Genomic DNA, 12,378 nt, shown 5'->3' with positions numbered 1-12,378 from the left:
AGCCAAGTTTTTCTATTTATTACGAGCTAATAATCATAATGCTTCACTCAACTGAACATCCTAAGAAGAGCATGTAAGGTTAGGAGGAGTTTTTGTTGAATGTGGATGATGTATTAGTTGCCAGGAAAAAGTTGAAAGGGATTGTTCATACGACACCGCTTGACTATTCACATACATTTAGTCATCTTTCTCAAAATGAAGTGTATTTAAAGCTTGAAAATCTCCAAAAAACAGGGTCATTTAAAGTAAGGGGTTCGTATAATAAGCTAATTTCTTTATCAAAGGAAGATTTACATAAGGGAGTTGTTGCAGCTTCAGCTGGCAACCATGCTCAAGGTGTTGCTTACTCAAGTCAAATGTTAGGTATTCCTTGTACGATTGTGATGCCAAAGGGAGCACCGCTTAGTAAGGTCCTTGCGACTAAGCAATATGGAGCAGAAGTTATTTTAGAAGGATCGGTGTTTGATGAAGCTCTAGCATATGCATTAGAGTATTGTGAACGAATGAATGGCACGTTTATTCATGCGTTTGATGATGATGAAGTGATTGTTGGACAAGGAACAGTTGGTTTAGAAATACTTGAACAACTTCCTGAAGTAGATGCGATTATTTGTCCTGTTGGTGGAGGGGGGCTTATAGCCGGCGTTGCCATGACGGTGAAACAGATGAATCCGAAAGTATCTGTTTACGGTGTTCAAACCCTTGCTTGTCCAAGTATGAAACAGTCTTTATTACATAACAAACCTGTCATGGTAGAAGCAACTCCAACAATGGCAGACGGAATTGCCGTAAAAAAACCAGGACAACGGAATTTTGACATCATTAAAGAATACGTTGATGATATTGTATGTGTGGATGAAATGGAAATCGCTCGATCAATGTTAATGCTATTGGAAAGAAATAAGCTTTTAGTTGAAGGATCGGGAGCTAGCCCTGTAGCAGCTCTTTTATATGAAAAATTACATATAAAAGGAAAGAAAATAACGGCTGTTTTAAGTGGGGGAAACGTGGATGTACATTTTATTTCAAAAATTATCGAACGCGGTCTTGTTGAAGCGGGAAGATATGCACATTTTTCACTCACATTAAAAGATAAGCCGGGAGAGCTTGAAAAGGTTCTACGCTATCTTACTGAGCTAAATGCAAATATCCAAAATGTCAACCTACAACATATAGGCAGACATATTTATCCCGGATTTGCACAACTCGAGATTTCTCTTGAAACAAAAAACAATGACCATATTGAACAAATACATAAAGTCTTGAAAAATAAAGGATATAATATTCGTGTCTAGGTTCCTGTCCCTGTTAATTGGGACGAGGAACCTGTCCCCAAGGCCCACCATAAGGCCCACTTAATTGTTCTACTGCCGGGATATCAGCAGGTGCCCATTTTAGGGATGTGAGATTTTCTCTTTTTAACCAAAGTAAGGCGGAATGCTCATTTGCTTCGGGTTGACCGCTTACAATTTTGCATGTCATACATATCAGGTTAATGGTAGCACTTTCGTATTCATGAGTATGGTCATGGAAAAGGTCAGTAACTTCGATCGTACAGTTGAGTTCTTCCTTAATTTCTCGAACTAAGGCAGCAGACATGTCTTCGTCCTTCTCCACTTTACCTCCTGGAAACTCCCACATATTCGCCATGGACATGTTTTGAGATCTAAGTGCGCATAGAATTTCATTTCGATCATTTTCAATGATGGCAGCTACAACCTTCACAATTTTTTTCATGATCTCCTCCAAAAAACGTTTTACTTGAATATGATACCATGTAGGATAGAAAGAAAAGAAGATAATATAGAGAGGAAACATTTTTATGGATATTCGTGAGGTAAGGAAAAGTGAGGTTGAGAAGGTTTCACGGTTTTTATTAAAAACGATGGAAGATATATATCCATTTCAAATCGGAGATGCGTCATTGAGAGATTTAACGGACATGGAATCATTATATATAAACAAGAGTAAAGCGACTATTCTTGCTGCATTTTCAAAAGGAGAAGTAATGGGAACCATCGCTCTTCGTCCTTATGATGGAAGGATATCATCACTTAAAGATCGCTATGAATTAGACCAAACATGTGAAATCATTAAATGCTATGTTGATAAAAATGCCCGCAGACAAGGTATTGGAACACTTTTATATGAAGCAATTGAACTCTATAGCAATATAGCAGGATATAAAATAATGTATCTACATACTCATAAATTTTTACCAGGCGGTCTTTCTTTTTGGAGAAAAAAAGGCTTTGTCGAAACACTGGATGAGTTTGATGAATGGCAGACCGTGCATTTTGAAAAAGAAATAACTATTAACAAATATGAATAGATATTTATACTCACAATTTTGTTTTTGTGAGTATTTTTTTGTGCCGATTTAACCGGAAGTAAAAAAGTATAGACCTTAATTATATGTTTATCCCACAGAATACAGTGGGTAATGAACCTACAAACAAGCATAAGGAGAGAAAAATGATTGAAACTTATTTAGAAACAAAAGAACAAGAAATGTATGACCTTTTGGAACGTATAGTGAATACAGACAGCGGAACATATGATAAAGAAGGTGTAGATACTGTTGGTGACATCTTAATAGAAAAATTTGAAGAGATTGGTATGGATGTAAAGGTTCATTATGAAGAAAAGCTGGGTAATCATTTGGAAATTAAAGCTTCAAGAGATCTTGATCCGAAAATTCTAATCATTGCCCATATGGACACCGTTTTTCCAAAGGGAGAAGCGGAAAAACGCCCATTTAAAGTGATTGGTGACAAAGCATTTGGTCCTGGTGTTAATGATGAAAAAGCGAGTCATGTTCAAGTTTTATACGCACTAAAGGCGTTGAAGGAAGCCGGATCTGATGCATATAAAAATGTGCATATTATTTTTAACAGTGACGAAGAAATCGGTTCTCCTACCTCAAAACCATTAATCAAACAGGTTGCTGAAAACAAACAATATTCACTTGTTGTGGAATGTTCACGCCCAAATGGAGGACTAGTAACTGAGCGCAAAGGGGTTGGCCAATTCACTCTTGACGTAAAAGGGAAAAGTGCTCATTCCGGAGTAGATCCTGAGCGGGGTAGAAGTGCCATTGAGGAAATCTCCCATAAAATTCTGAAACTTCAACAGCTGAACAATTATGATGAAGGAATATCTGTAAACGTTGGATTAGTGCAAGGAGGGACCTCAACAAATACGATCCCTTCGGTTGCAAGAGCAGACATTGATGTGAGGTTTAACAATGAACAACAGGCTGCAGATATTGTGAAGAAAATAACAGAAATTTCACAGGAGGAGCATGTTTCGGGTACCGTTACCAAACTAAAAGGAGATATTAGTCGCCCCCCAATGCTAAAGACAAGTGAGACTGAGCAGTTAATGAATGTTATCCATGAAGTGGCGGATGATCTCGGCATAACAATCCGTGAAGTAAGCTCAGGTGGAGGATCGGACGCATCTTTTACAGCAAGTGAAGGGATTCCAACCGTAGATGGAATGGGGCCAATGGGGGAGTTTTCTCATAGTGAAAAGGAAGAGTATACTGACTTAAAGACATTCCCTCAATTTACTGCATTACTTGCAAAAACGATTGAAAAATTAAGTGAATAGTTTTTGTTTACAGTTCAAGCAATATGCTCAGAAACGTGCTTGTCACAATATTTTTTCTTGTATACTATTTGTACAAAAAGATCAGGATGGATACTATCCTGGTCTTTTTATATGTAAGCACTCAGTAGGTAGGAGTAACTTCTGAGATATAAATTAGAAAAGAACCGGTATGATGTTATTAAAATTGGGCTTAATTGATTAAAAGTTTTATTGACAAGTGATGGTATTCTGTAATACTATATACTAGTAATAAGTAATACTAAATATCAGTAGCACATAATACCTGTGATACTGAAAACAAAAAAATATGAAATACAAGTGAGGGAAAATAGTTGGAAAATATTACAGAAATGCTGAAAGGGGTGCTTGAGGGTTGTGTGCTTGAGATCATCAGCCGTGGAGAAACTTACGGCTACGAAATCACGCAGCAGCTGCGAGAACTTGGCTTCACTGATGTGGTTGAAGGCACAGTTTATACAATTACCATGCGACTTGAGAAAAACAATCTGGTGAACATCGAGAAAAAGCCATCAACTATGGGACCACCGAGAAAATTTTACACACTCAACGCAGCAGGTCAAGAGCATCTTGAAATTTTTTGGAAAAAATGGGAATTCGTATCAAGCAAAATTAACGAACTCAAAACAAAAATAAAATCAAAAGGAGAAGTAATATGATGAGTATGTTTGAAAAAATCTTTGGCGATTTTAGCGAAAAGAAAGCATGGCGTGAAATGGAAAAACGTGCAAAAGCCTTACCTGAGGACTACTACAACGCCTACAAAGCGATGCAAAAATATCTCTGGAACACTGGCGGTGTGATGGATTGGCAAGAAACAAAATTCGTCTTTAATCACATCATCGACCTTCTTGAAGAAGCCGCAGCTAATGGTAAGCGAGTTAAGGAAATTACTGGCAATGACGTATCAGCCTTCTGTGATGATCTTGTCATTGATGCAAAATCGTGGGTTGATAAGCAGCGTCAAAAACTCAACGATGCGATTAAATAATAGAACTTTGCTAAAACAGCTTAGTATCTTAAAGGAGACGACAATGAACTTTTTAGAAAAAATAACCGGCAGTGATATGACTAAAGCAATGAAAGGTTTTGAAGCGCGAGCAAAAGTCTTGCCAGCTGAATATCAAACTGCTTGGAAAGAAATTATAAGTAATCTCTGGATTCACGGAGATTTCACCGGTCGTAATCTGATGCCGATTCTTGACAGTGCTCTTGAACTGCTTGAAGTTACATCAGGAGACTGCCAGAGAATCGAAGAAGTACTAGGAGATGATATTAAAGGATTCTGTGCAGCTCTTGTTGGTGACGAAGGAGCAAAAACTTATAGAGATAAATGGCGTGACCAACTCAACAACAACGTAGCAAGAAAATTGGGAGGACTAAAATGAGTATCAAAAAAATCATCGAAGGCAAAAAAGAATGGAGAGTCCATGTTTCGCGTGTCAAAGAGCTTCCACAAGATTACCAAATTGTCTATAAAGAGATCCAAAAATATCTCTTCAAAGTCGGCCCTGTTGAGCTAAACGAAGGTATCGGACTGCTCTCTGAAATTCTCAGCTTCTTTGAAGAAGGTGCAGCTGCTGGGAAAGGTGTACTTGAAGTCACAGGAACAGACGTTGCTGCTTTCTGTGATGAGCTTATTGAAGATTCAATAACTTACGCTGAACTCTATCAAGAATCGGTCAATCAAAAAGTCATTAAAACTATGAAAAAATAGAAGGAACTTAATAATATTGTGTTTTTTATTCACTTTGTTGATTCCACAAAATCCCATTTTTATCACTTCTATAAAAAACAATTTTTGAACATTACTCATTCCTTCTTCAATTAAACTGCTCGATGGTCTGAATAAATTGAGTTGTTCGATGCCGGTGCGGAATAAGGCAGACAACTCTTGGAAATCACTAGGTACGCTTGATGTTCTTTGCCAACGAACTTGCGGTAAACGCTAAAACCTATGTCGACAAGTATCGTGAAGATATGAATCAGATCGATTAGGAAAAAAGGAAATTCAATAGATAATTCTGACTGAATAGCTGGTTACAAATTAGATGGCGCCTTCACTATTCAGTTATATTTTTAACTTGGTAGTAAGTAATACTGATTATCAGTCAGGCTAAGTAGGGTAGTTTAGGCAATCTTGTGCCTTGCTGGACTTTTATAAGGAGGAAAAAATATGAACAATACAGCGATTTCTGTAAAAGAGCTAAAAAAATCCTTTAAAGACAAGGAAGTCTTAAAAGGAGTAAATTTTGAAGTGCAGCGCGGTGAAATTTTCGCACTGTTGGGCTCAAATGGAGCTGGCAAGACAACTACGGTCAACATCCTCTCGACGTTGATGAAGCCCGATGGCGGTGAAGTAGGTATTTGCGGTTATGACGTCCAGCGTCAACCTGATGATGTTCGTCAAAGCATCAGCCTGACAGGGCAGTTTGCAGCGTTGGACGGCATGCTCACCGGGAGGGAAAACTTGATGTTGATCGCCAAGTTACGGGGAGTTTCCAATCCCTTTCAAGTCGCCGACAAATTGCTAGCAAGATTCAGCCTCAACGATGCGGCCAACCGCCGCGCCGATAAGTATTCCGGAGGGATGAAGCGCCGGCTTGACATTGCCATGAGCCTGATCGGGACGCCAGCAGTTATTTTTCTTGACGAACCGACAACAGGGCTTGACCCCGAAGCGAGGATTGAAGTCTGGAATGCTGTCAAGGAGCTTGCCAACGGAGGAACAACCATTATGCTGACGACCCAGTACCTGGAAGAAGCAGAACAACTTGCAGACCGTATTGCTATCCTGCATGGCGGAAAAATCATTACGACCGGTACTCTTACTGAACTTAAGGAGATGTTCCCGCCAGCGAAAGTAGAGTATGTCGAGAAGCAGCCGACATTGGAGGAAATTTTCCTATCTATTATTGGTAAAAAGGAGGAGATGTAAATGAATAGGAATACAGGGGTAATACTAGGACGTTTAATGAAGAATATCATGCGCAGCCCGGATACGATTATCACGGTGGCGATTACGCCGATTATGATGATGCTGCTGTTTGTCTATGTATTTGGCGGAGCCATAGAGACAGGCACAGATAACTACGTCAATTATTTATTGCCGGGAATCTTGTTGATGGCTATCGCTTCCGGAGTAGCTTACACTTCATTGCGGCTGTTTACGGATGTAAAGAGTGGACTGATGGCACGTTTTATTACCATGCCCATCAAGCGCTCTTCGGTGTTATGGGCTCATGTATTGACCTCGCTTGTTTCCAATGCGCTTACTGTTATGGTGGTTATCCTAGTCGCACTATTGATGGGCTTCCGTTCCAGTGCTGATGTCCTGGATTGTTTCATGGTAGCTGGGATACTCGCTCTCTTTACACTGGCACTTACATGGTTAGCAGTCATTCCCGGATTAACAGCGAAGTCTATGGAAGGGGCGACAGCATACTCGTATCCGTTGATTTTCCTGCCGTTTATAAGTTCTGCTTTTGTTCCCACTGAAACCATGCCTAAAATTGTCCGTGCGTTCGCTGAGAACCAGCCCGTGACATCAATAGTGAATGCTATTCGTGTCCTCTTGTATGAAGGGACTGTTGGTAATGATATTTGGACCGCACTTGCCTGGTGCATCGGTATCATGGTCATCGCTTACTTCTTCGCTAATCAAGCATTTAAACGCCAGCTAGGATAAGTACAGCATTGTGAGAATAGCATAATTAATAGACAGACATTATGATGAATATATTTGTTATCAAATGGATGTGAACGTAACATCAATTAGATTAAGTCCTTAACGAGGGGAAAGTAAAATGGATTGCTGAGATAATCCATTTTACTTTCTTCTATACTACAGGTTGACTAATATTAGAAATATAGCAGGGAAAGCCCATATTCCTTTTGAGCTTTTCATATAGTTTATCTACTTTGGTTAATATCTTTTATAAAGAGTTGAATTGTCTCTTGTATGCTCATCACACCAAGATTTCCCTCTTTTCGTTTTCTTAACGCCAAGGATTGGTTCTCCCTCTCTTTATCACCGATTACCATCATATAAGGAATCTTTTGTTTTTCAGCTTCTCTAATTTTCAATCCCATTTTCTCAGCCCTGTAATCGACTTCCACACGTAATCCTGCTGAGTCAAATTGGGATTTGACATCATTTGCAAAAGCTACGTGTGAATCAGAAATAGGTATTATTTTTGCTTGTATTGGTGCCAACCAAAGAGGAAATTCCCCAGCAAAGTGTTCAATTAATATCGCCATAAAACGTTCTACTGAACCAAAGATAGCTCTGTGAATCATAACTGGTCGATGAAGTTTATTATCTTCACCTACATATGCACAATTAAACTTTTCAGGCATTTGAAAATCTAATTGGATAGTTCCACATTGCCAGCTTCTTCCGAGAGAATCTAATATATGAAAATCTATCTTTGGACCATAGAAAGCACCATCACCAGGATTAATCTGATAATTAACGCCCTTGTCTTTTAAAACAGATTCCAAGGCTAATTCAGCATTATCCCAGATTTCTTCAGACCCCATATATTCTCCAGGTCTAGTAGAAAGCTCTACCTTATAGTCAAAATCAAAGTGGGAGTAAAACTCATCAATCAAAGCAAGAACTTTCTCAATTTCAGCTTCAATCTGGTCAGCACGAACAAATAAATGTGCGTCGTCTTGAGTAAAGGACCGAACTCTTAAAAGTCCATTTAATGATCCTGAAAGTTCGTGTCTGTGAACTAATCCAAGTTCTGCAAACCGAATAGGTAATTCTCGATAACTTCTTCGTTTGCTATTATAAATTAATATTGCGCCAGGGCAGTTCATGGGCTTAATTGCATAATTTTGTTCATCTAAATTAGTGAAGTACATGTTTTCGTGATAGTGGTCCCAATGACCTGATTGTTCCCAAAGTTCTTGTTTCATCATAATAGGTGTTTTAATTTCCTGATAGTTTGCCTTTAGGTGTTTTTTTCTCCATAAATTTTCAAGTTCATTTCGAAATACCATTCCATTTGGTAAGAAAAATGGCATTCCTGGAGCTTCTTCCATTGAAGTAAATAGTTCTAATTCTTGACCTAGCTTTCTGTGATTTCTTTTTTCTGCTTCCAACTGATTTGACATTTGAATTCCTCCTAAATTTAATTTGCATAAAAAAGACCGCACTCCTCCCAAAAGTAGGGACGAGTGCGGTCGTGGTTCCACCCTGATTCCATAAGACACACTATAAGAGTGTTTTATGCTCAAAACGATAACGGATATTCCGATTATAGATACTCTGATAAATTCATTTCCCTATAATAGCTCGAAGGTGGTAAATCATTTACTTTTCTTCAGGGCTCTCAGCCAATGACCCTGCTCTCTGTAAAGAAAATGGATAAATGATTCATGTCCTTTTCAACGCCTACTTATTTAAATTTATATAAAAAAAGACCGCACTCCTCCCAAAAGTAGGGACGAGTGCGGTCGTGGTTCCACCCTGATTCCATAAAACACGTTAGAAGAATGCTTTATGCTCAAAACGATAACGGATTTCCCGATTATAGATACTCTGATAAGCTCATTTCCCTATAATAGCTCGAAGGTGGTAAATCATTTACTTTTCTCTAGGGCTCTCAGCCAATGACCCTACTCTCTGTAAAGAAATGGATAAATGATTCATGTCCTTTTCAACGCCTACTTATTTAATTTTATATAAAAAAAAGACCGCACTCCTCCCAAAAGTAGGGACGAGTGCGGTCGTGGTTCCACCCAGATTCCATAAAACATGTTAGAAGAATGCTTTATGCTCAAAACGATAACGGATTTCCCGATTATAGATACTCTGATGAATTCATTTCCCTATAATAGCTCGAAGGTGGTAAATCATTCCCTTTTCTTCAGGGTTTTCAGCCAATGACCCTGTTCTCTGGTAAGAAAACGAAGAATAATTCATGTCCTTTTCAATGCTTTACTAAATTTGTAATTTATGTTGTTCACAATTTTAATACACATATTGGAAAAGGTCAAGTACTGAAATTTCTGAATTTGAATCCAAATAAATAGGTTAAAATAGTAATTTATGTTATAAGTTTTGGACTTTCTACACTTTATTAGGAAGTTGTAAAAACCTTTAACTATCTAGTTCGTTGATCCAGAGTTTTATGCACGATTTGTTGAAGTTATAAGCTAATCGGGGTAATAGTTTATTAAGAGATATTCATTTATATAAACCAGAACTGTTACATGGGGTGATGAACCCTCTGTTATCGGTTCTTTTTTTCTTTTTTAAAATAATATTTTATCTATTTGTTTTTCTAGCAATAAATGAAAATAATGTAGAAAAAAGAAAAAATTAGGTTTAAGGATTGTCTTTTTCGTGAATTAAAAAGGTAATAGAAATCAAAATAGAATACTAGAATGTTTTTAAATCTTATAAATAAAAGAAATATTATTTTACTAAAAAAAGATTTTAGGAGGATTTAAAATGGGAGAAGCAGCAAAAAAACTAACATTTACACAAAATCAGCAATTGAATTTCCGTCCAGTTTATTCACTTCAAGATATTTACGGTGAAGAAATCATTTTTAATCCGAAATTATATGCTGAAGACTATCAGCATTTTGCAGGAGATCTATTAAGCTTAAATGCGTTAACAGGAAGAGAACTTAGTGTTGTTGGAAACACACCGGTTGTATGTCATGAGGCATGTGCAACAAAACCTGCATTACAATTGTTAAAAAAGGCAGGGCTTCAATTACCGTCAAAGCTTTACACGTATCGAAATGAAGAAGAATATATTGAAACTCTTAAGCTTCTATCAAAACAACAGAAAAAGGTGATTTTTCAATATCCGCATCCTGAAGATAAGGTGTCAACCGAACTGTACAGGGTTGGACCGGAAGTGTTAGCCTATCTTTGTGATAAGCGGAATATACCTGAACTTGTTCCATCCGAACATATACCAAAGCGAAGAATGATGAGCTTGGAACAAATTTTGGAAGAAAAACCGCAACTGCCATTCGTCTTAAAAACAGGTGATGGTCGTCCAACTTCAGGTGGATATGGAGTTTTACTTATTAATGATGAAAAACAACTTGAGGATATTAATGAAAGCTTTGGAGATTTAACATCCATCATTGTTGAGGAGCAAATTCCATACGAACAAAACATTTCTGTTCATTATATGGCAGACAAAAACGGTGTTATTCAATTTCTAGGAAAGTCAGAGCAACTTGTAACTGAAGATGGTAATTTCTGCGGGAGTTGGATTTCCACTGATTATGATGACAGTATAGCAGATATCGTGAAAACCGGTTTTGAAGTGATGAAAAATATTTCTGATAAAGGATATGTCGGTGTAGCCGGCTTCGATGTTCTCTTATATAATGGTCAATATTATTTTATTGATTTAAATGTCCGTTTTAATGCATCAACATGTGGACTTCTGCTATATAACGAAATTCAAGAACGATTTGGCAAAAAGTGTATGCGTTTATGTAATTTCGATTGGAATGAGAACTTTGAAAGTGCCATTCCGATAGCCGAAAAATTCTTAGATAAGGAACACTTTATTCCATTAAGTGTGTTAGATCCACGATATTTTCCGGATAACAATCAAGTGACAAAAATAATCGGTCTAGTAATAGGGCATTCTGCAGAAGAAGTTGAGGAAGTGTTGGAAGAGATGAACAGAGCTGGATTTAATTTAAAAGAATAATATACTAGAATGGGTTGTTACAACAGGGTTAGTCGTTGTGACAGCCCTGTTTTTTGTACGGATAAATGTTTAAAGACTAAATTGGGATAATGTGTTAAATTTATAAGATAAAATAGCAATCTATAGATCTGTATCTAATTATTTATAAAGTCATATGAATGGGTGATGGGTAAATGATAAGAACAATTGAAAAATTGATGATAGAAGGGGTAACGATGGAATATTCTATTATTGGTGAAGGAGAGCCCTTACTTGTATTCCATGGTGGACACTCAAACTGTTATGAAGAATTTGGTTATAAAGCATTAATTGAACGTGGTTTCTCACTAATTACTCCTTCAAGACCGGGTTATGGAGAAACCTCTAAAGAAATCGGAACAAGCCTCTTATCAGCATGTCATTTTTATAAAAAGTTACTAGATCACTTAAACACCCAAAAAGTTCATATACTTGCAATATCTGCAGGTGGACCAAGTGGTATTTTATTCGCTGCAACCTATCCGGAAAACGTACATACCCTTATATTACAATCTGCTGTTACAAAAGAATGGCTTACCCCAAAAGACATAGAATACAAGGTTGCGAATGTAATATTCCGTCCAAAAACTGAAAAGTTCACATGGAAGCTCATCTCTATCATGAATAATGTTTTCCCGCAGTTTATATTCAAACAAATGCTTCCATCATTTAGTACACTCACATTTAAACAAGCAAAAGATAAATTAGATGTAAACGATATAGAGGCTATAAGAAAAATGAACAATCGTCAGCGATCTGGTAAGGGTTTTCTACTTGATCTAGTTCAGATAAATGAAGTTACGATCGACACTTTACAAGCTGTACAATGTCCAACATTTATTATGCATAGTAAAAATGATGCTTCAGTACCATTGGAACATCCAAATCTTGCTCACGAGAACATTCCTTTTTCCAAATTACATTTACTAGACACGTGGGGGCATTTAATTTGGTTAGGGAAATCTTCTGAAGAAACTGATAAAAGCCTTATTGCTTTCCTTCTATCTCATAAAATGAATTAGGTTAGT

13 protein-coding genes, 1 pseudogene and 3 other annotated features are annotated in these 12,378 nt (G+C 37.4%); of the genes and pseudogenes, 12 read left to right on the top strand and 2 right to left on the bottom strand.

All coding sequences use genetic code 11. The features are described from left to right. Positions 1 to 92: 92 nt before the first annotated feature. Positions 93 to 1,295: a threonine ammonia-lyase gene (ilvA, locus tag BK577_RS00310; protein ID WP_078431088.1), complete on the top strand. Its 1,203-nt coding sequence runs from the start codon at positions 93 to 95 to the stop codon at positions 1,293 to 1,295. A 13-nt stretch (positions 1,296 to 1,308) separates the two neighbouring features. On the opposite strand, the gene BK577_RS00305 is transcribed toward ilvA, so the two are convergent. Continuing rightward, positions 1,309 to 1,737, bottom strand: a complete 429-nt coding sequence (locus tag BK577_RS00305) for a (deoxy)nucleoside triphosphate pyrophosphohydrolase (protein WP_078431087.1) — start codon at positions 1,735 to 1,737, stop codon at positions 1,309 to 1,311. A gap of 85 nt (positions 1,738 to 1,822) precedes the next feature. Between BK577_RS00305 and BK577_RS00300 the strand changes: the two genes are divergently transcribed. The 9 genes and pseudogenes from BK577_RS00300 (at position 1,823) to BK577_RS00265 (ending at position 7,321) form a co-directional block, all read left to right on the top strand. After that, entirely contained in the window at positions 1,823 to 2,332 is a 510-nt protein-coding gene (locus tag BK577_RS00300; RefSeq protein WP_078431086.1) for a GNAT family N-acetyltransferase, read from the top strand. Positions 2,333 to 2,475: 143 nt separating this feature from the next. Further along, positions 2,476 to 3,615 carry a M20 family metallopeptidase gene (locus BK577_RS00295; RefSeq protein ID WP_342743263.1) on the top strand — a complete coding sequence of 380 codons (1,140 nt, stop codon included), beginning with the start codon at positions 2,476 to 2,478 and terminating at the stop codon, positions 3,613 to 3,615. Between the two features lie 332 nt (positions 3,616 to 3,947). Then, positions 3,948 to 4,292, top strand: coding sequence for a PadR family transcriptional regulator (locus BK577_RS00290; protein ID WP_078431085.1), 345 nt, complete (start codon positions 3,948 to 3,950; stop codon positions 4,290 to 4,292). Further along, the gene (locus tag BK577_RS00285) at positions 4,292 to 4,624 is read left to right on the top strand and encodes a DUF1048 domain-containing protein (protein WP_078433406.1); all 333 of its coding nucleotides are present in this window, start codon (positions 4,292 to 4,294) and stop codon (positions 4,622 to 4,624) included. Before BK577_RS00290 ends, BK577_RS00285 begins: the two co-directional genes overlap by 1 nt. A 43-nt stretch (positions 4,625 to 4,667) precedes the next feature. Beyond that, on the top strand, positions 4,668 to 5,021 hold the full coding sequence (locus tag BK577_RS00280; protein WP_078431084.1) for a DUF1048 domain-containing protein: 354 nt from the start codon (positions 4,668 to 4,670) through the stop codon (positions 5,019 to 5,021). Beyond that, entirely contained in the window at positions 5,018 to 5,350 is a 333-nt protein-coding gene (locus BK577_RS00275) for a DUF1048 domain-containing protein (protein ID WP_078431083.1), read from the top strand. Before BK577_RS00280 ends, BK577_RS00275 begins: the two co-directional genes overlap by 4 nt. Positions 5,351 to 5,485: 135 nt before the next feature. Further along, positions 5,486 to 5,631, top strand: a pseudogene (locus tag BK577_RS26300) (DUF1048 domain-containing protein); the annotation flags it as partial. Positions 5,632 to 5,809: 178 nt separating this feature from the next. Then, entirely contained in the window at positions 5,810 to 6,571 is a 762-nt protein-coding gene (locus BK577_RS00270; protein WP_078431082.1) for an ABC transporter ATP-binding protein, read from the top strand. Then, complete coding sequence (locus tag BK577_RS00265; RefSeq protein ID WP_078431081.1) at positions 6,572 to 7,321, top strand: ABC transporter permease; 750 nt, start codon at positions 6,572 to 6,574, stop codon at positions 7,319 to 7,321. A gap of 224 nt (positions 7,322 to 7,545) precedes the next feature. On the opposite strand, the gene thrS is transcribed toward BK577_RS00265, so the two are convergent. Beyond that, positions 7,546 to 8,757, bottom strand: a complete 1,212-nt coding sequence (gene thrS, locus BK577_RS00260) for a threonine--tRNA ligase (protein WP_078431080.1) — start codon at positions 8,755 to 8,757, stop codon at positions 7,546 to 7,548. 52 nt (positions 8,758 to 8,809) lie between these two features. Beyond that, positions 8,810 to 9,043, bottom strand: a binding site (T-box leader). 39 nt (positions 9,044 to 9,082) lie between these two features. Continuing rightward, positions 9,083 to 9,315, bottom strand: a binding site (T-box leader). 40 nt (positions 9,316 to 9,355) lie between these two features. After that, positions 9,356 to 9,588, bottom strand: a binding site (T-box leader). A 511-nt stretch (positions 9,589 to 10,099) separates the two neighbouring features. Between thrS and BK577_RS00255 the strand changes: the two genes are divergently transcribed. Further along, a complete protein-coding gene (locus tag BK577_RS00255; RefSeq protein ID WP_078431079.1) occupies positions 10,100 to 11,332 on the top strand; it encodes an ATP-grasp domain-containing protein in 1,233 nt (410 codons plus the stop codon). A 173-nt stretch (positions 11,333 to 11,505) separates the two neighbouring features. Further along, positions 11,506 to 12,372, top strand: a complete 867-nt coding sequence (locus BK577_RS00250; RefSeq protein ID WP_078431078.1) for an alpha/beta fold hydrolase — start codon at positions 11,506 to 11,508, stop codon at positions 12,370 to 12,372. Positions 12,373 to 12,378: the final 6 nt, after the last annotated feature.

It is taken from the genome of Metabacillus halosaccharovorans (genome assembly GCF_002019635.1).
Taxonomy (GTDB): domain Bacteria; phylum Bacillota; class Bacilli; order Bacillales; family Bacillaceae; genus Metabacillus; species Metabacillus halosaccharovorans.
The sequence above is the reverse complement of the archived record's forward strand: the minus strand, read 5'-3'. Positions and strand labels throughout refer to the sequence as shown.

Excerpts from the sequence above, each read along its gene's own strand:
- BK577_RS00305 (WP_078431087.1), bottom strand. The coding sequence starts at position 1,737 with ATGAAAAAAATTGTGAAGGTTGTAGCTGCCATCATTGAAAATGATCGA.
- BK577_RS00300 (WP_078431086.1), top strand. The coding sequence starts at position 1,823 with ATGGATATTCGTGAGGTAAGGAAAAGTGAGGTTGAGAAGGTTTCACGG.
- BK577_RS00295 (WP_342743263.1), top strand. The coding sequence starts at position 2,476 with ATGATTGAAACTTATTTAGAAACAAAAGAACAAGAAATGTATGACCTT.
- BK577_RS00285 (WP_078433406.1), top strand. The coding sequence starts at position 4,292 with ATGAGTATGTTTGAAAAAATCTTTGGCGATTTTAGCGAAAAGAAAGCA.
- BK577_RS00280 (WP_078431084.1), top strand. The coding sequence starts at position 4,668 with ATGAACTTTTTAGAAAAAATAACCGGCAGTGATATGACTAAAGCAATG.
- BK577_RS00275 (WP_078431083.1), top strand. The coding sequence starts at position 5,018 with ATGAGTATCAAAAAAATCATCGAAGGCAAAAAAGAATGGAGAGTCCAT.
- BK577_RS00270 (WP_078431082.1), top strand. The coding sequence starts at position 5,810 with ATGAACAATACAGCGATTTCTGTAAAAGAGCTAAAAAAATCCTTTAAA.
- BK577_RS00265 (WP_078431081.1), top strand. The coding sequence starts at position 6,572 with ATGAATAGGAATACAGGGGTAATACTAGGACGTTTAATGAAGAATATC.
- thrS (WP_078431080.1), bottom strand. The coding sequence starts at position 8,757 with ATGTCAAATCAGTTGGAAGCAGAAAAAAGAAATCACAGAAAGCTAGGT.
- BK577_RS00255 (WP_078431079.1), top strand. The coding sequence starts at position 10,100 with ATGGGAGAAGCAGCAAAAAAACTAACATTTACACAAAATCAGCAATTG.
- BK577_RS00250 (WP_078431078.1), top strand. The coding sequence starts at position 11,506 with ATGATAAGAACAATTGAAAAATTGATGATAGAAGGGGTAACGATGGAA.